Annotated in this window: 19 protein-coding genes; 8 read left to right on the top strand and 11 right to left on the bottom strand. The window is 37.0% G+C overall.

Features of this window, described 5'->3' with window-relative positions:
• The first annotated feature begins 110 nt into the window (after window positions 1-110).
• Complete coding sequence (locus tag BZK16_RS10450; RefSeq protein WP_077928832.1) at window positions 111-359, top strand: hypothetical protein; 249 nt, start codon at window positions 111-113, stop codon at window positions 357-359.
• Between the two features lie 43 nt (window positions 360-402).
• Here BZK16_RS10450 and BZK16_RS10445 read toward each other — a convergent pair whose 3' ends face one another.
• Window positions 403-1,581: a CynX/NimT family MFS transporter gene (locus BZK16_RS10445; protein WP_077928831.1), complete on the bottom strand. Its 1,179-nt coding sequence runs from the start codon at window positions 1,579-1,581 to the stop codon at window positions 403-405.
• A gap of 190 nt (window positions 1,582-1,771) precedes the next feature.
• On the opposite strand from BZK16_RS10445, the gene pobA reads away from it, so the two are divergent.
• Window positions 1,772-2,941, top strand: a complete 1,170-nt coding sequence (pobA, locus tag BZK16_RS10440; protein WP_077928830.1) for a 4-hydroxybenzoate 3-monooxygenase — start codon at window positions 1,772-1,774, stop codon at window positions 2,939-2,941.
• Window positions 2,942-3,083: 142 nt separating this feature from the next.
• Window positions 3,084-3,521, top strand: coding sequence for a YqaA family protein (locus BZK16_RS10435; protein ID WP_077928829.1), 438 nt, complete (start codon window positions 3,084-3,086; stop codon window positions 3,519-3,521).
• Between the two features lie 52 nt (window positions 3,522-3,573).
• Here the strand turns inward: BZK16_RS10435 and BZK16_RS10430 are convergent, their stop codons facing one another.
• Window positions 3,574-4,353, bottom strand: coding sequence for a YdcF family protein (locus BZK16_RS10430; protein ID WP_077928828.1), 780 nt, complete (start codon window positions 4,351-4,353; stop codon window positions 3,574-3,576).
• A 507-nt stretch (window positions 4,354-4,860) separates the two neighbouring features.
• Between BZK16_RS10430 and BZK16_RS10425 the strand changes: the two genes are divergently transcribed.
• The 5 genes from BZK16_RS10425 (at window position 4,861) to BZK16_RS10405 (ending at window position 10,092) form a co-directional block, all read left to right on the top strand.
• The gene (locus tag BZK16_RS10425; RefSeq protein WP_077928827.1) at window positions 4,861-5,958 is read left to right on the top strand and encodes a nicotinate phosphoribosyltransferase; all 1,098 of its coding nucleotides are present in this window, start codon (window positions 4,861-4,863) and stop codon (window positions 5,956-5,958) included.
• Window positions 5,948-6,706 (top strand): NAD(+) synthase, encoded by a 759-nt coding sequence (gene nadE / locus BZK16_RS10420; protein ID WP_077928826.1) that lies wholly within the window; start codon window positions 5,948-5,950, stop codon window positions 6,704-6,706. The genes BZK16_RS10425 and nadE overlap by 11 nt, the downstream gene beginning before the upstream one ends.
• Before the next feature lie 12 nt (window positions 6,707-6,718).
• Window positions 6,719-7,852 carry a radical SAM family heme chaperone HemW gene (gene hemW / locus BZK16_RS10415; RefSeq protein ID WP_077928825.1) on the top strand — a complete coding sequence of 378 codons (1,134 nt, stop codon included), beginning with the start codon at window positions 6,719-6,721 and terminating at the stop codon, window positions 7,850-7,852.
• Between the two features lie 266 nt (window positions 7,853-8,118).
• Window positions 8,119-9,393, top strand: coding sequence for an O-acetylhomoserine aminocarboxypropyltransferase/cysteine synthase family protein (locus tag BZK16_RS10410; protein ID WP_077928824.1), 1,275 nt, complete (start codon window positions 8,119-8,121; stop codon window positions 9,391-9,393).
• A 153-nt stretch (window positions 9,394-9,546) separates the two neighbouring features.
• Window positions 9,547-10,092 (top strand): NADPH-dependent FMN reductase, encoded by a 546-nt coding sequence (locus BZK16_RS10405; protein WP_077928823.1) that lies wholly within the window; start codon window positions 9,547-9,549, stop codon window positions 10,090-10,092.
• A gap of 183 nt (window positions 10,093-10,275) precedes the next feature.
• On the opposite strand, the gene BZK16_RS10400 is transcribed toward BZK16_RS10405, so the two are convergent.
• From BZK16_RS10400 to BZK16_RS10360, 9 genes are all read right to left on the bottom strand, one after another.
• On the bottom strand, window positions 10,276-10,506 hold the full coding sequence (locus BZK16_RS10400) for a sulfurtransferase TusA family protein (RefSeq protein ID WP_077928822.1): 231 nt from the start codon (window positions 10,504-10,506) through the stop codon (window positions 10,276-10,278).
• Window positions 10,507-10,515: 9 nt separating this feature from the next.
• Window positions 10,516-11,565: a YeeE/YedE family protein gene (locus BZK16_RS10395; protein ID WP_077928821.1), complete on the bottom strand. Its 1,050-nt coding sequence runs from the start codon at window positions 11,563-11,565 to the stop codon at window positions 10,516-10,518.
• Window positions 11,566-11,846: 281 nt separating this feature from the next.
• On the bottom strand, window positions 11,847-12,338 hold the full coding sequence (locus BZK16_RS10390) for an acyl-CoA thioesterase (RefSeq protein WP_077928820.1): 492 nt from the start codon (window positions 12,336-12,338) through the stop codon (window positions 11,847-11,849).
• Window positions 12,339-12,348: 10 nt separating this feature from the next.
• The gene (locus BZK16_RS10385) at window positions 12,349-13,122 is read right to left on the bottom strand and encodes a TSUP family transporter (protein WP_077928819.1); all 774 of its coding nucleotides are present in this window, start codon (window positions 13,120-13,122) and stop codon (window positions 12,349-12,351) included.
• A 2-nt stretch (window positions 13,123-13,124) separates the two neighbouring features.
• The gene (locus tag BZK16_RS10380; RefSeq protein ID WP_077928818.1) at window positions 13,125-13,670 is read right to left on the bottom strand and encodes a nitroreductase family protein; all 546 of its coding nucleotides are present in this window, start codon (window positions 13,668-13,670) and stop codon (window positions 13,125-13,127) included.
• Complete coding sequence (gene pepN / locus BZK16_RS10375; protein WP_077928817.1) at window positions 13,667-16,198, bottom strand: aminopeptidase N; 2,532 nt, start codon at window positions 16,196-16,198, stop codon at window positions 13,667-13,669. Before pepN ends, BZK16_RS10380 begins: the two co-directional genes overlap by 4 nt.
• An 18-nt stretch (window positions 16,199-16,216) precedes the next feature.
• Window positions 16,217-16,999, bottom strand: a complete 783-nt coding sequence (murI, locus tag BZK16_RS10370) for a glutamate racemase (RefSeq protein WP_077928816.1) — start codon at window positions 16,997-16,999, stop codon at window positions 16,217-16,219.
• Between the two features lie 6 nt (window positions 17,000-17,005).
• A complete protein-coding gene (gene mraZ, locus BZK16_RS10365) occupies window positions 17,006-17,503 on the bottom strand; it encodes a division/cell wall cluster transcriptional repressor MraZ (RefSeq protein WP_077928815.1) in 498 nt (165 codons plus the stop codon).
• Between the two features lie 123 nt (window positions 17,504-17,626).
• The gene (locus tag BZK16_RS10360; RefSeq protein ID WP_077928814.1) at window positions 17,627-18,172 is read right to left on the bottom strand and encodes an HdeD family acid-resistance protein; all 546 of its coding nucleotides are present in this window, start codon (window positions 18,170-18,172) and stop codon (window positions 17,627-17,629) included.
• Window positions 18,173-18,231 lie beyond the last annotated feature (59 nt).

The following is an 18,231-nucleotide window of genomic DNA, read 5'->3' as shown; positions in this document are numbered from 1 at the left end:
AAATAGTTGTACGAAACTCCCAATGTTAGCCATTGTAAATTAAAATCAGATTTTTTTAATCGAAGAAGTTATAATGTCGCCTGTTTTTAAACGGATGAAAGAGGTTTACTATGTCAGAACTGAATAAAAATGTTGTCTATAATAATATCCAAATGGTGGGTTTTAGATGTATGGACAAGAATGCTGAAGAATTCAGTTTAATCAAAGAAGACGAAGATAAGTTCGTGATTGAACATGCAACTTCCATCGAAAATGAGCGTTATGGCTCTCGTATGGAAATGACTCGCGCAGACTTAGAAGAGTTTGTGAAAAATATCCAAGAGCAATTATTGGATAATCAGTGGAAAGCTGAAGAGTAATCAAAAAAGCCAGTTCTATGAACTGGCTTTGTCGTATTTATGCTTAAATAGTTTGATTTCGACCCGCTAAGCAACCTAAAACTGTTTGTAATATCACTAAAATAATGAATACAGTGAAAGATGCAGACCAAGCATTGAAAATCTCAAATAATAGACCAAATAAGAATGGCCCAGTTGCAGCAATTAAATAACCAATGGATTGTGCCATGATAGATAATTGTGTTGTTTGCTGATGATTGCTAGAGCGTAAACTGATAAACATTAATGCTAAGATAATACTGATACCGCTACCAATCCCGCCAATTGCAAACCAGATGATGGCAAGCTTTGGTAAGAAGAAAATCCCAAGAATACCAGTCAAAGATGATAATGATGCAAAGATAGCAATCATGCGCTGATCTTTAGTAATGCGCATCATGAATGGGATCGCTGCCCCTGCAAATAATGAAATGACTTGAAACAGTGTAAGTAGCCAGCCAGAAGCACTTAATGATATATCATGAGATTTTAAATACGTGGGAAACCAGCCAATCGTGACATAAAAAGTCAGTGATTGTAACCCCATGAATCCTGTCACTTGCCAAGCAATGGGCGAGCGCCAAATGGCTATGCTTTTAGGTTGAGTATTGATGGAAGTTTTAGGCGTAATATTATGGCGTTTAAGATTAGGTAACCAAAATATAATGGCAATGAATGCCAAAATTGCCCAAATGGCTAATGCACTTCGCCATTGTCCTGTCAAAATGATGGATAAAGGTACTGTAATGCCTGAAGCAATGGCTGCTGTCAGTCCAAATGTAATAGAGTAGGCTGTGCTCATTTGGCTGATGTAACTAGAAAAATCACGCTTAATTAAAGCAGGTAGTAAAACATTGCCAATTGCAATGCCTGTCGATAATACAATTGAGCCAATAAACAGCATGGATAAACTACCTTGTGAGCGCAGTAATATTCCTATCATTAATATCATCAGTGCAATGAGTATCATGCGCTCAATGCCAATGCGTTGCCCAAAGATAGCTAATGGCGATAATAAGCCAAAAATTAATAAAGGGGTGGTATTCAATAAGCCAATGAGTGATGGAGATATTTGAAAATATTGTTGAATAGTATCTGCTAATGGGCCAACCCCAGTAATGGGCGCGCGCAAATTGGCAGCAACTAAGAAGAAGCCAATCATATATAACGTACTGGGCAATGGTGTATTTCTTTCTTTTATCATGTAAATGGCAATTTCAGAAGTTTTTAAAAATTAATTTTATACAGTAACTATCAGATATTTCTACAGGTTATGTCAATCAGCAATATACGGGATATCAGTTATTACTAATTAGTAATAGTTTATTTTGAAAAAGGTTGCATAATTACATTGTGCCTACAAAACCACAATGGATTAAGAAAGGGAGAGAGGAATGAAGACACAAGTTGCCATAATTGGTGCTGGGCCTGCTGGGTTATTATTGGGGGAGCTTTTAACCAAAGAAGGAATAGACAATATTATTCTAGAACAACGTTCTGCGGATTATGTTTTAGGTCGTATTCGTGCAGGTGTTTTAGAAAGTGTGACAGTGGATGCATTGGATAGAGTTGGCGTAAGCCAAAGGCTACATCAAGAGGGGTTGCCTCATGATGGGATTGAGCTAGTATTTGAAGATATGCATCATCGCATCGATTTTAAAAAGTTGATTGGTAAATCTGTTGTGGTTTATGGGCAAACAGAAGTTACGCGTGATTTGATGGCAGCACGCCAAGCAAAAGGTACAACAACGTATTATGAAGCAACAGAAGTGACCTTACATAATATTAAGGAAAATGATCCTTATGTAACCTTTATGTATCAAGGTCAATCGATGACGATTTATTGTGATTTCATTGCAGGTTGTGATGGTTTTCATGGTGTTTCAAGAAAATCTATCCCTGATAATGTGATTAAAGAATATGAACGTGTTTATCCATTTGGTTGGTTAGGCGTGTTATCAGATACCAAACCTGTATCGGATGAATTAATTTACTCTTATACAGAGCGTGGTTTCTCTTTATGTAGTCAACGTTCTGCTACAAGAAGTCGTTATTATCTGCAAGTACCATTGACTGAGAAAGTAGAAAACTGGTCGGATGAGCGTTTCTGGGATGAATTGAGTCAGCGTTTATATCCTGAAGCAGCACGTCATTTAGAAACGGGCGAAAGCTTAGAGAAAAGCATTGCACCATTGCGTAGCTTTGTTTCTGAACCATTGCGTTATGGCCATTTATTCTTAGCAGGTGATGCGGCACATATCGTGCCACCAACAGGTGCAAAAGGCTTGAACCTAGCAGCAAGTGATGTTCTATATTTAGCAGATGCATTCATTCAACATTATGTTGAGAAAGATGCAACGGGTATTGAAGAATACTCACAAAAAGCATTAAAACGTATTTGGGGGGCAGAAAGATTCTCTTGGTATATGACAACGTTATTGCATCATTTTGATCAAGATGATGTATTTACAGATAAGATGAGACGCGCTGAGTTCATGCACTTATTGAATTCTGAATATGCTCAATTATCTTTAGCAGAAAACTATGTTGGCTTGCCTTATTAATCATAATTAATTTAAATGTCCCAACCGAGAGTGATGCAGCTGATTTTAAGTTCATCACTCTTTTTTATCTTGTGATAATGCTTGTCATAATCTCAATGACAACTCATACTAATAAATTAATTTACTATAAATTCATTAGGATATGGGATCTATCTATACTGCTTTAGCATTGTTGTTTGCATCGGGCTTCACTTCGGCAACTATCTTGCCAGGGAGTTCTGAGGTTACTTTGATGGCATTTCTAGAAAAATATCCTGGCTATACATTGATCGCTTGGATCGTTGCAAGCATTGGTAATAGTGCAGGCGCAATCCTTTCTTATTTTTTAGGGCGATTGATTCCACCTAAAAAACTCCCATCGCCACGAGTCCAGCGCTATTTAACAAAATATGGCAGTTCTATTTTATTATTCTCTTGGATTCCGTTCATTGGTGATGCTTTGCCCATTGCAGCAGGTTGGTTACGTTTATCGATTGTGCCGTGTATGATCTATTTATTCATTGGTAAAACATTTCGCTATGCAGTGATGATTTTACTATGGACTTATGGCGGTTCTGAGTTATTCAATCGTTTGATTTAATTTTCTTTATTTGAAAATTCTATTTTCGGATTAATTATAATACGTATTTTATTTAATACTCATTTAACAACCAACCACTAATGAATGCAAAATATTCTCGTAGCCAAGCATTATATCGAATGGGGAGCGGCGTCATTGCACCTGCTGTTGATACATTTGTGAAACCGAGTTTTTTAGCAATTGCAGACGCTCTGATTGTATGAAAATCGTTCGTAACAATCACAACAGCAGAATTATTATCTAAGCCATATTCTTTCAAAATGGGTTGGCTATTTTTAAGGTTTAATTCTGTGCTTGTGCTTTTATCCTCTAAAGCAATTTTTTCACTTGGAATATTATGTGATTTTTGAAGATATGAAGACATAACTTCTGCTTCAGTTAGTGTCTGTTTCATGCCTAATCCACCAGTCACTATAATAAGTGCATTTTCAGTACTATGAAAAATGTGTGAGGCTTTATCTAAACGCTCAGCGAGTGCCCATGAAGGTTGATCATTCACTATACCTGCACCTAATACAATAATTGCATCTGTATGTTTGATTTCATCCTTGAGTTGATTTTGTTGGTGTATATAGATGAAGAAAAAGAATAGGCTAATAAACCAGCAAGTCAATCCAATCCAACCAAGCTTCCAGTATTTTTTAAGTTTGGGGTTTGTGGCAAGATATTGGATGATTTTTTTATAATAAATTGCATGATAGCAAAATATCAAGCCAATCAAGAAAGGTAAGATGGAGCCTAAATTAATTTTTTTTAACGCAATCAATATAATTGCGTCTATGAGGAAAATTGAGCCAGTTACCAGTAGTGTAATGCGAAATAGTTTTTTCATAATGGTTTATTAAAATGATGATATAAGCGGTAAGTTTAGCAATTTTAAATGAAGATAATGTGTGTTTTGTGTGTATTTATACGGTTTATAGTATTATCAGCCAATCTTTGTTGTGTTTGTCATTATCATAATTCTAAGTTATATGATATTAAGTTTAATTTATTAAACTAAAGTGTTTAAAAAGCATTAGGCGAAGCGATGATTGAAAAACAAAACCTGATGAATTTTTGCGCAATCAAAAATTACCTTGGATCATAGTTAAACCAAGTTGTTTGACCCATCATAAAGCTGCAATGTAGTATAAATTCTCATTCATAGAAGATTTGATAATGGCAGTCTATATCAGCCAAAGATATATTAAGAATTTTATTGTAAAACAAACAGATAGCTGTGAATCTATTGAAGAATATGACAGTCTTTTTGGCGCTAATGTTTGAATGATCAATGAGTTTGATATTTTTTACAAACATGCGATAATAGCTCACCTTAATCAAATTGACACTGACCATGAAAGAATTAGAGTTGAAGCAACAGGGAAAGATTAAACGTTTAACAAATCAAACATTTAAATTTGATGAACGTGTTAAGGATGGCTGGTTTTCAGCTGTATATTTCTTAAAAACAACGGAGCTGGCAGAAAAATATTGTAAAAATCGTGTTGTTACGATGCAATTTTTCCAGCGTAAAGATCATGTCATTGTTTGCGGTGTTGATGAATCTATAGCACTTTTGCATACATTTGCTAGAAATCCAGAGCAACTTGAAATCACGGCATTGCACGATGGCGATATGATCAATCCTTTTGAAGCGGTTTTAACAATCACTGGTAAATATGAAGATTTTGGTTATTTAGAAGGCTTGATTGATGGCATCTTAGCAAGACGCAGTTCAGTTGCTACTAATGTTCATAGAGTAGTTAAGGCAGCAGGTAATAAATCTATCTTATTTATGGCAGATCGTAATGATCATTTCAGCCAACAAGCTGGCGATGGTTATGCAGCATTTATCGGCGGAAGCTCAGCACAAGCAACGCATGCAATGAATGAATGGTGGGGCAAAGAAGGCATCGGCACAATGCCACACGCATTGATTCAATTATTTGATGGTGACATCGTTGCGGCATCTTTAGCTTATCGTGAAACATTCCCAGAAGATCGTTTAGTAGTTCTTGTGGATTATCATAATGATGTGATCACAGACTCCTTAAAAGTTGCACGTGCATTAGGTGATAAATTGGCAGGCGTTCGTATTGATACATCAGGCAATATGGTGGATCAATACTTTATGCGTAATCCTCAGTTGTTGGGGCAATTTGATCCTCGTGGCTGTAATAAAGAGTTAGTATTTGCATTACGTAAAGCTTTAGATGATGAAGGCTATCAACATGTGAATATCATTGTCAGTGGTGGTTTAACGCCTGAAAAAATCAGTGAATTTGAAAAGCATAATGTGCCTATCAATGTTTATGGCGTAGGTGCTAGTTTGTTAGAAATTAATGTGGGATTCACAGGTGATAATGTTCTATTAGATGGCAAGCCACAAGCCAAAGCGGGTCGAGCTTATTGGCCAAATCCAAAACTAGAAAAGGTTATTTATGAAGGATAAAAAAATCGCAAATTACGTGGATCATTTGATTGAATGGTTACATGAAGAGAGAAAACTACGTAATTTAGATGGTTTTGTTGTGGGATTAAGTGGCGGTGTTGACTCAGCAGTTGTGAGTTGTTTACTTGCCAAAGCAGATTTAAAAAATAGTTTTGCTGTGATGATGCCTTGCCACAGCAATGCTGAGGATTTAGTAGATGCCAAACGTGTTTTAGATGTGTGTAAATTAGATCATACAACTGTGGATTTATCAGCAACGCATTCTACATTTTACCAAACAGTTGGTGCAGCAAATCTACAAGGCAAAATAGCCAATGATGCTCGTGTGATTGATGGTAATGTTCGTGCTCGTTTAAGAATGGTGACATTATATGCCATCGCACAAGCACGCAATGCATTGGTTGTAGGTACAGATAACCAAGTTGAATGGCAACTAGGTTATTTCACTAAATATGGTGATGGTGGTGTGGATGTGATTCCACTGTTTCATCTTATGAAAGATGATGTTTATGATCTAGCATGTTATTTGGGCGTGCCAAATTCAGTGATTGATAAAAAACCATCAGGTGGTTTATGGGAATCACAGACAGATGAAGGCGAAATTGGCTTAAGTTATGCTGAAATGAATCGTGCTTTACGTGGTGAAAGCGTTTCTGAAGAAACTAGTGCTATCATTAAACATTGGCATGATCGTTCACAACATAAACGCGAAATGCCAAAAGTACCGAAAGCCTTTGCAGATTTTTAAACCACGAGATATATGATTCCATTAAGTTTATACATACACTTTCCTTGGTGTATTCAGAAGTGCCCATATTGTGATTTTAATTCACATCAGTTAAAAAATGATTCCTACGAAGTAGATTATGTGGATGCATTATTGGCAGATATTGTCAAAATTGTGCCTAAAATTTGGGGTAGAACCATTCGCACAATTTTTATTGGCGGTGGCACGCCAAGTTTGATGAAGCCAGATGATATGGCGCGCTTAATGAGTGGATTGCGTAGCTATCTCATTTTAGATCCACATGCTGAAATCACGATGGAAGCAAATCCAGGCACTGTGGATGCTAACTATTTTAAGGCTTATCATGAAATTGGTATCAATCGAATTTCGATTGGTATTCAGAGCTTAAATGATGCTCATTTGAAAAAATTGGGCAGAATTCATCAAAGTGATGAAGCCAAAAGAGCAGTACAAATCGCGCGTGATGCAGGCTTTGATAATATCAATTGTGATTTGATGTTTGCATTGCCAGATCAAACAGTGGAGCAAGCATTAAGTGATTTGCAGGGTGTGATTGATCTGAAACCTGATCATATTTCCCATTATCAATTGACGATGGAACCAAATACTTATTTCTATAAATTTCCGCCAAAATTGCCTGAAAGTGAATTGATTGAAGAGATGCAATTGCAAAGCTATGCTTTATTGAAAGCTAATGGCTATCAGCATTATGAAGTTTCAGCATTTGCAAAAGCAGGGCATCAATCGAAGCATAATCGCAATTATTGGGAATTTGGTGATTATATTGGCATTGGCGCAGGCGCGCATGGCAAGGTCACAATGCAAGGTGAATCCCGTATTTTACGCACTTCTATTGAAAAGCATCCCACGCAGTATTTGAAGAAAAGTGCGAGTGAGCGTCTTGTGATTGAAGAAGTGATCAACGAAGAATTACCTTTTGAATTCATGCTAAATGTATTGCGTTTAAAACATGGGATTGAAGAAGCTATTTTTTCTGAAAGAACATTTTTACCAATATCTGTGATTGAAGATAAACTAAATTTATTGCAAAAACGCGGATTGATTGTCAGAGAAAATGGTCAATTGAGTACGACAGATCAAGGCTTTCTATTTTTAAATAATGTGCTGTCAGAATTCATAGATTAATATTTAATTTAAATAGTTGACGGCATATTTTTAATATGCTTATATAAATGCTGTAAAACCTATCTGGGAACAGGAAATGAAATTTTTATTTGTAGTTGAAATGATGATGCTTTAGAGAGTTACTTGCAAGAGTGACTCTCCTTTTCGATTGAGTCACTCTAAAGCGCAAATTTCAACATGCAGAATACAACCGGAGTGACGAAAGTCCCTTCGGTTTTTTTATGCTGTAATTTTATATTAATGAGTTTATTGAGGAGAAAATAATTATGACACGCCCATTACATTTAGAAACATTAGCCGTTCACCAAGGATTCAGAGGCGACGAAACAAATTCAATCGTTCGTCCAATTCACACATCAACAGCCTATCATTTCAATGATGCTGATCATGGCGCGGATTTATTTAACTTAGCAGCAGCAGGGAATATCTATTCTCGCTTAACGAATCCAACAAACGATGCATTGGGCAATGTTGTGGCTGAATTAGAAGGTGGAATCGGTGGTTTATCAGTAGCATCTGGCGCTGCTGCTTTGTTGACAACGATTTTAACAATCTGTGAAGCAGGTGATCACATTGTGTCATCTAAATCTATTTATGGCGGCAGTTATTCATTGCTATCTAATACATTGAAGCCATTTGGTATTAATGTGACATATGTAGATCAATCTGCATCCAAAGAAGAGATTGAAAAAGCAGTATTACCAAATACTAAATTACTATTTGCTGAAGTCATTGGTAATCCTAAAGTTGAAGTGTTGGATGTGGAAAAATTTGCAGCAATTGCGAAAGCGAATAATATTCCATTTGTAGTGGATGGTACATTTACACCGCCAGCGATTTTCAAAGCATTTAAACATGGCGTGGATATTTTAATCCATTCAGCAACGAAATATTTAGGTGGTCATGGTAATGCATTGGGTGGCATTATCGTGGATGCAGGAACATTTAACTGGGCAAATGGAAAATTCCCAAGCTTTACTCAGCCACAAGATGCTTATCATGGTTTAGTTTACACAGAAGCATTTGGTAACTTGGCATTCTTAGTGAAAGCGCGTGCACATGTATTGCGTGATATCGGTACAACATTGAGCCCATTCAATGCATTCTTAATTCTACAAGGTATTCAAACATTACACATTCGTTTGGATTATGTTTCTAAAAATGCATTGGCATTGGCTGAATGGTTGGAAACTCATCCTGAAGTTGAATGGGTGAGCTATCCATTATTAAAAAGTAGCCCTGATTATGATCGTGCAACAAAATATTTTCCAAAAGGCGCAGGTGGCGTTTTAGCTTTCGGCATTAAAGGTGATAGAGAAAAAAGTAAAGCATTTATCAACGGTTTGGAATTAGGCATTCATGCTGTAAATGTGGGCGATGTGAGAACAATTGTGACGCATCCTGCAAGTACAACGCATCGCCAAACGCCAGCTGAAGAGCTAAAAGCGATTGGTATTTCAGAAGGCTTCATCCGTATTTCTGTAGGCTTAGAAAACATTGAAGACATTAAAGCAGATTTAGACCAAGCATTAAGAAAATAAGCTAAATATTAGCATTTGACTGAAATTCAGCCTTTCTTATGTGAATTAAGAAAGGCTTTTTTGACCCAATAAGCTAGTAATACAAAAAAGATTATCAATGCAGGCAAGCGTGATCTATAATCAGTCAGTACTTATTGATAAAGGAGTAGCAACGTGAAAACAATCGCATTTGTTGTCGGAAGTTTACGTCAAGGTTCATACAATCAGCAACTCGCTAAGGCAATCAGTAAATTATTGCCAGCGGATTACACAGCAGTATTTGCAGATATCAGCAAGCTTCCTTTATATAATCAAGATAGCGATGCGAATACGCCAAAAGAAGTCTTAGATTTTAAACAAGTGATCGCATCAGCAGATGCTGTAATTTTTGTTACACCAGAGTATAACCGCTCAATTCCAGGCGTTTTGAAAAATGCTATTGATCAAGGTTCTCGTCCATATGGCAATAACGTATGGCAAGGTAAGCCAGCGGGTATTTTGGGTACAAGCCCAGGCGCATTAGGTACAGCATTAGCGCAACAACATTTACGCAATGTATTAACATTTTTAGATATGGCTGTATTAAGCCAGCCAGATGTTTATTTGCAGTTCAATGAAAGCTCATTCGATACAGATGGTAATATCACCAATGACAGTACAAAAACTTATCTACAAGGTTGGGTAAAACATTACGTAGAGTGGATTAAGAAAACAGCTTAATCAAAGTTTATAGATACATAATAAAAAGCTGCACTATTATCAAGTACAGCTTTTTCTTTTACTTCTCTTTTAATATTGTGATGCTCCAAGCTGCAACATCAGTTTGGACAAAGTCAGTCNCTTAATCAAAGTTTATAGATACATAATAAAAAGCTGCACTATTATCAAGTACAGCTTTTTCTTTTACTTCTCTTTTAATATTGTGATGCTCCAAGCTGCAACATCAGTTTGGACAAAGTCAGTCACAGTATGACCAGATTCTGCTGCCCATTTTGGTATTGCTTCTGTGCCTTGAGTACAGTCAAATTCAATTTTTAATGAATCGCCAATGGATAGTTCTTTGATTTTGTCTTTTGCTTCAAGTAACGGAAATGGACATACCATTCCTAAAGATTTTAATTCATACAATGCCATAATAATTTCCTAATGAGTGATGTTAATTAATGAAGGAGTTGTTTTAGAACGTGGTCTGACATAGACAAAATAAGATGTAATCCATACGCCAATGATCGTAAATACTAAACCTAACCAGCCTTGCCACATCATGATTGATGTATTTGTTAAACCATTACCAATGGTGCAACCGCCTGCAAATCCTGCGCCAACGCCCATCAATATTCCGCCAACAGTACTTGAGATAATGATATTGCTACTTGGCACTCGCCATTTGAATTCTTTGCTAACTTTTGCTGCGATGAAAGAACCTAGAAAAATTCCTAAGACTAAAAATACGCCCCAATCAATTAATCCTGCATTGCCTGTTAATAGGAATTGTATGATATTGGCAGAAGGTGTTGTAATGCCTAGCCCACCTATTCGACCAGATGCAGAGCTTAAAGGCCATGCAGCAAAAGCTAATAAGCCAACTGCTGCGCCTGCAACAAAAGGATGCCAGCGTTTTTCGAATAACACATGTAATATTCCCGTGCGTTGAGCAGGCAATGTTGGTACTTTTATGCGAGGTTTACGCAAATGTTTAATGACCAAGAATGTTGTGATGACAACTAATATAACGATTAATAGACCTTGTGGAATATTCAATGTTTGAGCCATAGAGTTATTAATGGCTGTGTAACGATTGATTTCCTTATAAGTATCTGCAAGTACACCGTATTTTACAGTTGCTGCTGAGAGCATATAAAATAATAGAGCAATCCAACTACCAATTAATCCTTCAGCCGCCCTATACCAAGTGCCTGTAGCACATCCGCCTGCTAGAATGATACCTACGCCAAACAATAAGCTTCCACCAATCACGCCGATAAGAGATATGGATTTAACTGATAATGTTAATGCACCAGTTTCTGTCAAAAAATAAACACCAACTGCTTGAATTGAGATAGCAATTAAGAATGCATATAAAAGTGTGTGATCTCTTGTTAGATAAATATCACGGAATCCACCTGTCATACAAAAGCGTGCCCTTTGCAAAATAAAGCCTAACAATGCACCGATGATTAAGCCACTTAGCATCATTTCCTCCTTGGATGATGAGTTGTCATAATAATTATGGGGAAATCATTTATAGCACCCCAAAAATACATAAGCAATATTTATTATGTATATAACATGTATTTTTTATATGAATTGTTTTAACTTGTTGTATTATATACAAATAATTTAGAGATATTAATTTTATGGCTATTTTGGGGCGAATTTGGCTTTATATTGGCAATTTCAATCAATAAAAAATGAGCAAATAAAAAGCCCTTGAGAATTAAATCTCAAGGGCTTTTGTCATTCATAAAAGCGAACTAGAGTTCGTTGTTATCTAACATCTCTTGTGCAAGTTTGCGTGCTTTACGGCGCATCAATGCTTTGTTCCAACGCTCTTTTTGCTCTTCGTTTTCGATGCAAAGCGGCGGAACTTTTGTTGATTTACCGTCTTTAACTGCAACCATTGTGATATAGCAGCTGTTAGTGTGGCGTTTTTTACGAGTCGTGATATTTTCAGCTTCAACACGAATGCCCACTTCCATAGAAGAATTACCAACATAGTTGATGGATGCTTTACATGTTAATAGTTCTTGCACATGAATCGGTTCTTTGAATAGAACATAGTCCACAGATAAAGTTACGACATATTGACCAGCATAACGGCTTGCACAGCTGTATGCTACTTGGTCGAGTAGTTTTAATAAGTCACCACCGTGAACATTACCAGAAAAGTTGGCCATGTCAGGTGTCATTAAAACTGTCATCTCTAATTCGCGTTCAGGTGCGAGTGTGCTTTCTACATTACTCATTTTGGTCTCTTTAGTTTGTGAAATACTCAATATATGTTAATCGCCCTGCAATGATAAATACAAGGGTGATGAAAAGTGGCTTGATGAATTTTTCGCCATATTTGATGGCACTACGAGCGCCAACATAACTACCTAGCGTAAATCCAACCACCATGAAAGCGCCCATAACCCATGCAACTTTACCTGCAACAGCAAAGATCACAAGCGCAGCGATGTTACTCATGCTATTCATTAAGCGAGCAACACCAGAAGAAATCATAAAATCTTGGTTAAAAATTCGGTTATATAAAACTGTCCAAAATGACCCAGTGCCTGGGCCAATAAAACCATCATAAAATCCTAAGCCTAAACCAGAGGCAATCTGCTTTGGTTTAGAGACAGTATTATCTTCTGATTCCAAAAAGTTTCTAGATTTTGGAATCAACATATAAATGCCAATAGCAATTAACAAAGGCGGAATCATTTTTTTAATGAAACTTGGGTCTAGGCTCAACAAAAATAGTGCACCAATGAAACTGCCTGTCAAAGTCATGACCGCGCACCAAATCCACTCTTTAGGATTAATCACTTTCCGTTTAATGTAAGCCCAAGCCGCGATGGATGTACCAAAAACACCCATGTATTTCCCCATTGAAAGGGCAATATGTGGTGGAGCGCCAATGCTTAGCATCAATGGCGCTGTGATTAAACCACCGCCACCAGCGATGGAGTCCACAAAGCCTGCCAAAATGGCTGCTAGAAATAGCACAACAAAGAGCAGAACGGTTGGATCTGAATAACTCATATCTACTCCAAGATGGAAGAATATTGGTCAATGGTTGGGCGTACGAAAGTTTTAGGCTCTTTATCTGCATAGCCATACCAAAGCATTCCGATAATTTCTTCTTTCTCTGCATCTACGCCACAGATTCGATACCATTCTTCTGTTTCAAAGAGCGAAGCTGTTGACCATTTAGCACCTAGGTCTCTTTCATCTAAAGCTAGCATTAAGATATACATTGCGATGCTGATGGTTGCGTAATCTTCTTTAGCTGTTTTATCTACTTCAGAGCGCTTTTGTGTGACTAATAACCAGCCAGGAATGGATGACCATTTCTTTAGCTTTTGTTCTGCTGTTTCTTGAGATTTTTGAGCAAAAGAATCATAAGCATAAGCAAGTAAGCTATCACGCACTTGACCTTTCACTTTATAAAAATGATAAGGAAAAGTAAGGTGATGATTAGGTGCGTGCACAACTAAAGCTAAAGCTTCATCAATGATTGCATCATCAATAAGTTCAGGCTTGTAATGATGGGTTGTACGGCGCTTTAGAATGCTGTCTTTAATGCTCATAATGATTTACTCAACTGTTCTGCAAGGTTCGTGGATAACTGATTAGCGAGTTGTGCTTTCACTAAGTTGCGAATTGCATCTTGATCAGATTGTTTTAAGAAATCTAATTGTGAAAATGGCGTTGCTAATCTTGCTGCGACTTGAGGATTGATCTTGTCAATCATCATGATGTTGTCCAATAACCAAGGATAGAACAATTGTGGCTGTTGATACAATGCCACTTTATTTTGGCCCAATGCACCTAATAATGAACGAACACGATTAGGATTGTGGGAATTAAACTCACCATGATGACGCAAATGATTCAATACTTCTAAAGTAATATATGGGCTAGATACTTGTAATGCAAACCATTTGTCCACAACTGAAGGATAAGCTTTATATTTTTCTAAGAAGTTAGTGAGTAATGTTTTAGCTGTACTGTGATTATTCAATACAGAAGCACGCAATGCTGCCATGCGATCTGTCATATTAGTTGCAGCTTCATATTGCTTAGCAACTGTGACTTCATGATTTGGCAACGTTGCTAAATAGTTTAATACGCTATTTTTCAGATCACGTGCTGAAGCATTGCCAATCATCTGTGATTGATAAATCTCTAACCATTGTGCTTCATATGTTTTTGCAGCATATTGGATCAAGTTTCCACGTTGTTCCCAAATTTTTGCTAAATCTTTTTCAGCAGTTGTGCTTTGAATTGAAATAGGATCAGGCAATGTGAAGAATAGGGCATAGAAACTAGGTTCTTGACGGCATTCTTGCAATAAATTGTTGAAAGGCGCAATGAACTTAGCTTGTTTCTCTTCCCAAGTTTGTTCAGATGCAATCAATTCGGAAATATAGCGTTGTGCGGCTTCCCAGCGTGCAAAGTAATCAGTTTCAAAGAAAGCAATTTTCATTAACTCTTCTTCTGTGTATGGATAATCCACAATCACAGGCGCTGAGAAATCTCTGAATAGAGATAGTGCAACATTTGTTTCTTTGCATGGCAAAGTGATGCTTTCTTCCCAAGATTTTAGAATGAAAGTATCTTCATAGATGATTTTATCTTCGCTACCAATCAAAGCAAAGCGAATCGGAATCCATTGTGGTTGAAGGTTTGAGCCTTCTGAGCATAATAGCTGTTTAAATGTTAATTTGATGCCATTCTCTGTGATTTCTTTCGCAACTTGTACTCGTGGAGTGCCTGCTTGGCTGTACCAATGTTCAAAGCCTGAAAGGTCTTCATGGTTCGCTTCTGCCATAGATATTAAGAAATCATCACAGGTTGCAGCTGTACCATCAAATTTATTTAAGTAGTGTGTTAATCCTTTCTTAAAACCTTCTTCACCCAATAATGTTTGATATAAGCGTACAACTTCAGCACCTTTCTCATAAACTGTTGTTGTGTAGAAATTACGCATTTCCACATAACTTTCTGGGCGAATTGGATGCTTTAATCGACCTGCATCTTCAGGAAATTGATACGCACGTAACATTTTTACATCATCAATACGTTTTAAACCACGGTGACGCAAATCGCTCGTGAATTCTTGATCACGGAAAACAGTTAAACCTTCTTGTAAAGATAATTGGAACCAATCACGGCAAGTCACGCGATTGCCTGTCCAGTTATGGAAGTATTCATGGCCAATGATGGACTCAATGGTTTCAAAATCTGCATCTGTTGCAATTTCTGAGTTAGCCAATACATATTTTGCATTGAAAATATTCAAGCCTTTATTTTCCATCGCGCCGCCATTGAAATCATGGATGGCAACGATGTTGTATTGATCCACATCGCAGACTAAATCAAAGCGATCTTCATCCCATTTCATTGCGCGCTTCAAGGCACCTAAAGCATAATGGCATTTATCTACTTCATTGTGTGCTGCATAAATGCGTAATTGTACTGGCGATCCATCTGGGCGAATGTGTTTATCTTCAATGTAGCCCAAATCACCTGCAACTAATGCGAATAGATAGCTTGGTTTTGGGAATGGATCATGCCAAACAGCTTGATGTAAGCCATTATCTAGATCTTTCGCTTCAACCAAATTACCATTGGATAATAAAATAGGGCAGGTTGCTTTATCTGCGATGATTATCACTGTGTATTTCGCCATGATATCAGGACGATCTGGGTAATATGTGATGTTTCTAAAGCCTTCAGGCTCACAATCGCTACAGAAAATTTTATTGGATAAATATAAGCCTTCCAATGCGCTATTGTTTGCAGGATCCAACTGATTAGATAGTGTTACGGCTAATTCATCGTCTTGTAAGTCTTTTAAATGAATATCATGCTCTACATATTGGATATCATCTAAAGCAACGGCAGTATCATTGATTCTTAATGATAAAAGCTGTGAATGTTCTGTACCATTTAATACTAATGTACGAGAAGTTGTTTCTGTGTTTTTCGAAAGCTTTAATTCTGTTGTGACTAAAGTAGCATTGGGACTTAATACGAATTTGAGGGAAACATCAGTAACCCAAAAATCAGGTGCTTGGTAATCTTTACGAAAAATTTCTTTCAATGCTGGCATGTAGATTCCTTTAGTCAACTAAACGGCGAGTGTACATACAGCGCCTTCTGGCATCTGTAATGGACTGATTTGATGTTGGAAATGTTTCAAATCGCCCGTCGTAAGATAATGATAAGTAGATGATGTATTGGCTTCAATATGGTGCTGATCTAAGCTGTGCAATGTATGTTTTGCAACTGCGGCAGCAGGATTCACCAATACAATCTCTGAATTGAGTATAGAACGTAATTCTGTTTCTAAGAATGGAAAATGTGTGCAACCTAAAATTAATTGATCAATGGAATGATCACTCAAAGGCTGTAATGTTTCATGGATGGCTGCATCTGCTTTTGGGCCGCTAAAAATACCTTGTTCAACTAATGTTACCCAGCGATCTGCGGCGATTTTGATGACAGAAACATCTGAAGCAAATTCATGGATCAATCGCGTTAAGCGTGGATTATTGATCATGGATGTTGTGGCTAATATTGCGATTTCTTTGCTTTTAGAAGCCAAAGCAGCTGGCTTAATGGCTGGCTCAATCCCAATAATTGGGAAATTTGGCATCTGTTTTCTGAGCTTTTCTGCGCTAATGGCAGTTGCAGTATTGCAAGCAATAACTAAACAATCAATGTGATGAGTGTTGATGAGATAGTGTGTTAATTTCTCCACTCGATCATGAATGTAATCATGTGTTTTCAACCCATAAGGTAAATGAGCGGTATCTGCAATGTAGAAATAATCCGCCAAAATGGGATAAGAAATAAAGGCTTTCATCACTGAAAGCCCACCGATACCTGAATCTATGAAGCCTATTTTCATTTCATATTAACGACGCATGATGGGAACAACAATACTTTCATCGAACTCAAAGAGCTCTTCTTCCTCGTATTTTACCATGACTTCTTCAGCTAAGTTAGAGAAGTCTTCAGGATCGATGGATAACATTGAGTCATAAGTATCACGATCCCACACTTCTATTAAAGAACCATTGCCCGACAAGATGATTTCAGAAGTAATATTGGCATAAGCCATCAATCTTGCAGGAATGACAAAACGGCCTTGTGCATCTAGCTGAATTTCAGTAGCTCCACCACGTACAAAACGTACAAAATCACGTTCTTTTTTAACGAATGAGTTCAGTTTAGTGAGTTCTGCATCGACTTCTTGCCAAATATGGTAGGGATAAAGATTTAAACATTTATCGAAGGCACGATTGAGAACAAAACGATCAGTTTCTTCCAGCTGTTTTTTTAGGCTAGCAGGGAGCGCAAGACGCTTTTTAGCATCCATTTTGAGCTCGAATTCACCTAAATAGCTAGTCATAATTATTTGATCAAATATTTAACATGTTCCGAAGATTGTAGCACAATTTTTAAAAGCTCAAAGAAAGAAAACCTCAATCTTGGGATTGAGGTTTTAATTATGAATTCAATGGACTAACAAATATTAGCTGTTCTTTTTCAAGAAGAAGCCCCAGTACAATTCAAAGATGCCAAATGAGATAATCGCAACGCTGAAAATGCCTACGATGAATCCACCTGCAACAATTGGTGACATTAAAAATACGAAGCCCAAAATAATGCCAATGATTGGTAATAACATTATGCCTTTTGAGCTATTAGCAATGGCTGGAACATCTGAATTTTTTAAACTTAAAATAATACCTAAGCCTAAAAATGATCTAAACAATACCCAGAAGCCAAATAAGAAACAGATGACTAAAATCGCTTCACCTGCTGGCATTGAGATAAATAAAACGCCGATGATGATATCAATTGCACCTGACAACAATGACCATCCCCAATTGCTATTGCCTGCGGAAACAGAGAATACTTCAAAGATTCCTGTCATTAAAAACATAAAACCCACGAAATAAGCAATCGTTAATAACGTTGATGCTGGGGTTAATAAACTCCAAATACCGATAATGATGAATAAAATCCCGATAATAACGGTTAGCCACCAATTGTTATTTTCTCTAGTGTTTGTCATTTTGACTCCCTTTATGATGATTTAAATTAGTTATAACACCTGTTTAATTACTCTCAAGG

The sequence above is a fragment of the Wohlfahrtiimonas populi genome, from assembly GCF_002006795.1.
Classification (GTDB): domain Bacteria; phylum Pseudomonadota; class Gammaproteobacteria; order Cardiobacteriales; family Wohlfahrtiimonadaceae; genus Wohlfahrtiimonas; species Wohlfahrtiimonas populi.
Note: the sequence above shows the minus strand (reverse complement) of the source record. Positions and strands in the feature narration are given on the sequence as shown.